The organism is Acinetobacter lactucae, assembly GCF_013344765.1.
Taxonomy (GTDB): domain Bacteria; phylum Pseudomonadota; class Gammaproteobacteria; order Pseudomonadales; family Moraxellaceae; genus Acinetobacter; species Acinetobacter lactucae_A.
The window spans coordinates 1-4612 of the sequence record NZ_JABVBF010000219.1 but is presented as its reverse complement, the minus strand read 5'-3'; the positions used below and the strand labels follow the sequence as shown (position 1 = coordinate 4612).

The window sequence follows — 4612 nt, the reverse complement described above, 5'->3', positions numbered from 1 at the left end:
TTCTATTACCGTGCAAATCAAGAGAAACGTCCTTTAGCTGTTTTATTTATTGATATTGATTTTTTTAAAAACTATAACGACTTTTATGGGCATCAGATGGGGGATAAAGTCATCTCTAGCATTGCAGCAGCAATTAAAAATTCGATTCGTCATGTCGATTTTGTTGCGCGTTATGGCGGAGAGGAATTTGTGGTGCTGTTGCCGAAAACATCTGCTCAAGGTGCCTATGCAGTAGCTGCAAATATTTATAAAGCAATTGAGCGCCAAGCGATTCCTCATGCCGCATCTTTAGTTTCTAAGCATGTTACGATTAGTTTAGGTTTTACTGTTTATACAGAAGGTTTTAGAGTAAATCAGGAAAAATTAATTCACGCTGCGGATCAAGCTTTGTATCGGGCTAAACAACTTGGACGTAACCAGATTTATTATCAACCGTTGGAAGTGGCAGAACTTGTTTAAACTTTAAGTCTTGAAATAAAAAAGCCACCTTTGTCGGTGGCTTTTTATTAAGTAAGAAATTATTTTTTCTTGCTATCGAGTTGTGGCACAGCAGAACCTTGACCGATTGAAAGCAAACCAGCATCTGTATAGATCCCAAGTTTTGCACGTGTATCGGTAATGTCGAGGTTACGCATAGTCAACTGACCAATACGGTCCATTGGCGTAAACATTGAATCACCTTTTTCCATTGTTAAACGTTCAGCTTCATACGTTAAGTTTGGAGATTCAGTGTTCATGATGGTGTAGTCATTACCACGACGAAGTTCAAGCGTCACTTCACCAGTAATTGCTTTAGCAACCCAACGCTGTGCAGTTTCACGCAACATAAGCGCTTGAGAGTCGAACCAGCGGCCTTGGTAAAGTAAACGACCTAAACGTAAACCGTTAATGCGGTATTGTTCGATCGTGTCTTCGTTATGAATACCAGTAACCAAACGCTCGTAAGCAATATGAAGAAGAGCCATACCTGGTGCTTCATAGATACCACGAGATTTCGCTTCGATAATACGGTTTTCGATTTGGTCAGACATACCTAAGCCATGACGGCCACCAATACGGTTTGCTTCAAGAATAAGCTCAACTGGATTGTCAAAAGTTTGACCGTTTAATGCAACAGGTACACCTTCTTCAAAACGTACAGTTACTTCTTCTGGTGTAATTTCAACTTCTTCTTTCCAGAAAGCAACGCCCATAATTGGGTCAACGATTTTGATACCAGCGTTTAGGTATTCAAGATCTTTTGCTTCGTGAGTCGCGCCCAACATGTTTGAGTCAGTTGAGTACGCTTTTTCTTTTGACATTTTATAGTCAAAGCCGTTGTCGATCAGGAACTGTGACATTTCTGCACGGCCACCGAGTTCGTCGATGAAGTTTTGATCTAACCAAGGCTTATAAATTTTAAGATTCGGGTTAGTCAACAAACCATAACGATAGAAACGTTCAATATCGTTACCTTTATAAGTTGAACCGTCACCCCAGATGTTTACGTCATCTTCTTTCATTGCAGTAACTAACATTGTACCCGTTACTGCACGACCTAATGGAGTCGTATTGAAATATGGAACGCCACCTGTACTGATATGGAATGCACCACACTGAATTGCAGCAATACCTTCAAGCGCAAGTTGTAAGCGGCAGTCAATTAAGCGAGCTTTTACAGCGCCGTATTGTTCTGCTTTCTTTGGAATTGCATCATAGTCATCTTCATCAGGCTGACCTAAGTTTGCAGTATATGCATAAGGTTCTGCGCCTTTTTGTTTCATCCACAATAAGGCAGCTGAAGTGTCTAGGCCTCCGGAGAAGGCAATCCCAACTTTTTTGCCTACTGGTACATGCTGCAAGATAGTTGCATTATCAGTCATTGCTAATCCTAACATTTATGAAAAAGACCCCATATAGGCGGTCTTGAGAATTCTGAATGGCGGCTATTGTAGCACTATTCATGGTGCTTTTTTTCGCAAAAAAAGCATTAATTCACTTGTTCTGATTTGAAGTTTTAATTTGATAAAAAATATAAGGCTATTTATAGAATACGAAGAGGAGAATGAAGTATTGTTCACTAAATAAATGGATTGACCATAAGCTCCGATAAATTTCTTTGCATGGTCATCCAAAATTATCAAAAAAGTATTAAAGTACTATGCAACAAGTTGCAAAAAATTATTGGGACGCAGCATGACAAGTTACGCCAATTTATTAAAACCATTACATTTAGGCTTTACCACCATTAAAAACCGTGTGGTGATGGGTTCCATGCATACGGGGCTTGAAGACCGTTTTTACAACTACCCAAAACTGGCAGCTTATTTTGAAGAGCGTGCCAAAGGTGGGGTTGGCCTGATTGTGACTGGAGGGATTTCTCCGAACCGTCAAGGTTGGCTACTCCCAATGGGTGGAACCATGAATGGTTTAACCGATATTCCGCAGCACCGTCTGGTTACACATGCTGTGCATAAGCATGGTTCAAAAATTTTAATGCAAATTTTGCATGCTGGCCGTTATGGTTATCAACCTTTTGCTGTATCTTCTAGTCCGATCAAATCGCCGATTTCACCATTTAAACCGCGTGAACTATCTGACAAAAATATATTAAGTACGATTGATGACTATGCACATTGTGCTGATATTGCCAAAAAAGCGGGCTATGACGGCGTTGAAATTATGGGCTCGGAAGGTTATCTCATTAACCAGTTTTTAAGTAGCCATGTGAACCAGCGTACTGACCGTTGGGGCGGCGAGATTGAAAACCGTATGCGCTTTCCAGTCGAAGTCGTAAAGGCGATTCGTGAAAAAGTTGGCGAAAAATTTATTATCTGTTTCCGCTTGTCGTTGCTCGATTTAGTTCATGATGGTAATACCATGCAAGAAGTGGTGACTGTTGCAAAAGCTTTAGAAAAGGCGGGTGTCACTTTATTAAATACCGGCATCGGTTGGCATGAAGCTCGTGTTCCGACCATTGTAACATCTGTGCCCCGTGCAGCTTTTGTCGATTACACGGCTCATGTAAAACAACATATTTCTATTCCGATTATTGCGTCAAACCGAATTAACATGCCTGAAACTGCCGAAGAAATTTTGGCAACTGGCAAAGCAGATATGGTTCAAATGGCACGTCCTTTATTGGCCGACGCATTTTGGGTAAATAAAACTGCGACTAATCGCGTTGATGAAATCAATACCTGTATTGCGTGTAACCAAGCTTGTTTAGACCATGCTTTTAAAAATAAGCGTGTGTCATGTTTAGTGAACCCGCGTGCAGGACATGAAACAGAACTAGTTTATTTAAAAACAAAGCAGCCTAAACGTATTGCTGTTGTAGGCGGTGGTGTAGCAGGTATGTCCGCGGCAACCGTTGCGGCAAGCCGTGGTCATGCGGTCACTTTATTTGAAGCGACCTCGGAAGTTGGTGGTCAATTTAACTTTGCCAAGGTTGTACCGGGTAAAGAAGAATTCCACGAAACAATTCGCTACTTTAAAGTTCAACTAGAAAAAACAGGGGTGGATGTACGTTTAAATACTCGCGTGAACCGTGAGCAGCTTGAACGTGAAGGTTTTGATGAAGTGATTGTTGCAACGGGTGTAATTCCTCGTGCATTAAAAATTGAAGGAAGTGATGCACCGCAAGTCCTTTCCTATGCTCAAGTTTTAAAAGGGGCAGAAGTTGGGCAAAAAGTAGCAGTGATTGGTGCAGGTGGTATTGGTTTCGATGTGTCTGAGTTTTTGCTTAAACCTCCACATCAACCTCAGCCTCAACCTTTAGCCGAGTGGCAACGTGAATGGGGTGTGGACCCAGATCCAAACTATGTTTCTGAAGGTGGAATGCAACCGCCAGTCGTTGAGCCGGCAATCCGTGAAATTTATTTATTGCAACGTAAAACAACACCACTTGGTATTGGCCTTGGCAAAACTTCGGGTTGGGTACATCGTGCACAGCTTAAAAAGCATGGTGTACGTATGTTACGCGGTGTGCAATATAAAGCAGTCACTGAGGAAGGGCTTTGGATTGAACACAACGGTCAAGATCAGCTTTTACGTGTAGATACCATTGTAGTGTGTGCAGGGCAAGAGTCGGTAAAAGACTTGATGCCAAAAGAAGGTGAGTCGACAATCGCTAACTACCATATTATTGGTGGAGCAAAGCTCGCAGCAGAGCTAGATGCGAAGCGTGCGATCAAAGAAGGAGCAGAATTAGCTGCTCGATTGTAAAATTGATGAAACAATATGCACTTGAACACAAAGCGATGATATTTTTCTTGAATAAAATGAATAAGCTTTGTATTCTTACGCACATGGAAGCGTGGCAGAGCGGTTTAATGCACCGGTCTTGAAAACCGACGAGGGTGTGAGTCCTCCGTGAGTTCGAATCTCACCGCTTCCGCCAAAATTCTAAAAAAGCCCTTGTTTTGCAAGGGCTTTTTTTATGATCTTAATTTTGTCCCACATAATAACCCACATAAAAATTTGGATAGGGATAGTTACAATAAGATTGATTTAGATGATTTTGGATTATCGTTTAGATTTCTTGAAGTTTTCTTAAACCCTCTTTTATTAATTTTCAAAATCTATATTGACGCTTAAAAGAGCACGTTTCTTAAGTTGATGAGCTATATCC

General features: G+C 41.1%; 3 protein-coding genes and 1 tRNA gene. 3 read left to right on the top strand and 1 reads right to left on the bottom strand.

All coding sequences use genetic code 11. The features are described 5' to 3' along the window. The coding region (locus HUN22_RS15680) for a diguanylate cyclase (RefSeq protein ID WP_174731263.1) at positions 1 to 459 on the top strand (459 nt) is incomplete at its 5' end. A gap of 59 nt (positions 460 to 518) precedes the next feature. Here HUN22_RS15680 and argG read toward each other — a convergent pair. Next, positions 519 to 1877, bottom strand: coding sequence for an argininosuccinate synthase (argG, locus tag HUN22_RS15675; protein ID WP_079748292.1), 1359 nt, complete (start codon positions 1875 to 1877; stop codon positions 519 to 521). 298 nt (positions 1878 to 2175) lie between these two features. Between argG and HUN22_RS15670 the strand changes: the two genes are divergently transcribed. Further along, positions 2176 to 4206 carry an NADPH-dependent 2,4-dienoyl-CoA reductase gene (locus tag HUN22_RS15670; protein WP_174731260.1) on the top strand — a complete coding sequence of 677 codons (2031 nt, stop codon included), beginning with the start codon at positions 2176 to 2178 and terminating at the stop codon, positions 4204 to 4206. Positions 4207 to 4291: 85 nt separating this feature from the next. Further along, positions 4292 to 4381 (top strand) — tRNA-Ser (locus HUN22_RS15665). The last annotated feature ends 231 nt before the right edge of the window (positions 4382 to 4612 follow it).

What these genes read in the sequence shown, in the direction of transcription:
- argG (WP_079748292.1), bottom strand. Translation starts at nt 1,877, where the DNA reads ATGTTAGGATTAGCAATGACTGATAATGCAACTATCTTGCAGCATGTA.
- HUN22_RS15670 (WP_174731260.1), top strand. Translation starts at nt 2,176, where the DNA reads ATGACAAGTTACGCCAATTTATTAAAACCATTACATTTAGGCTTTACC.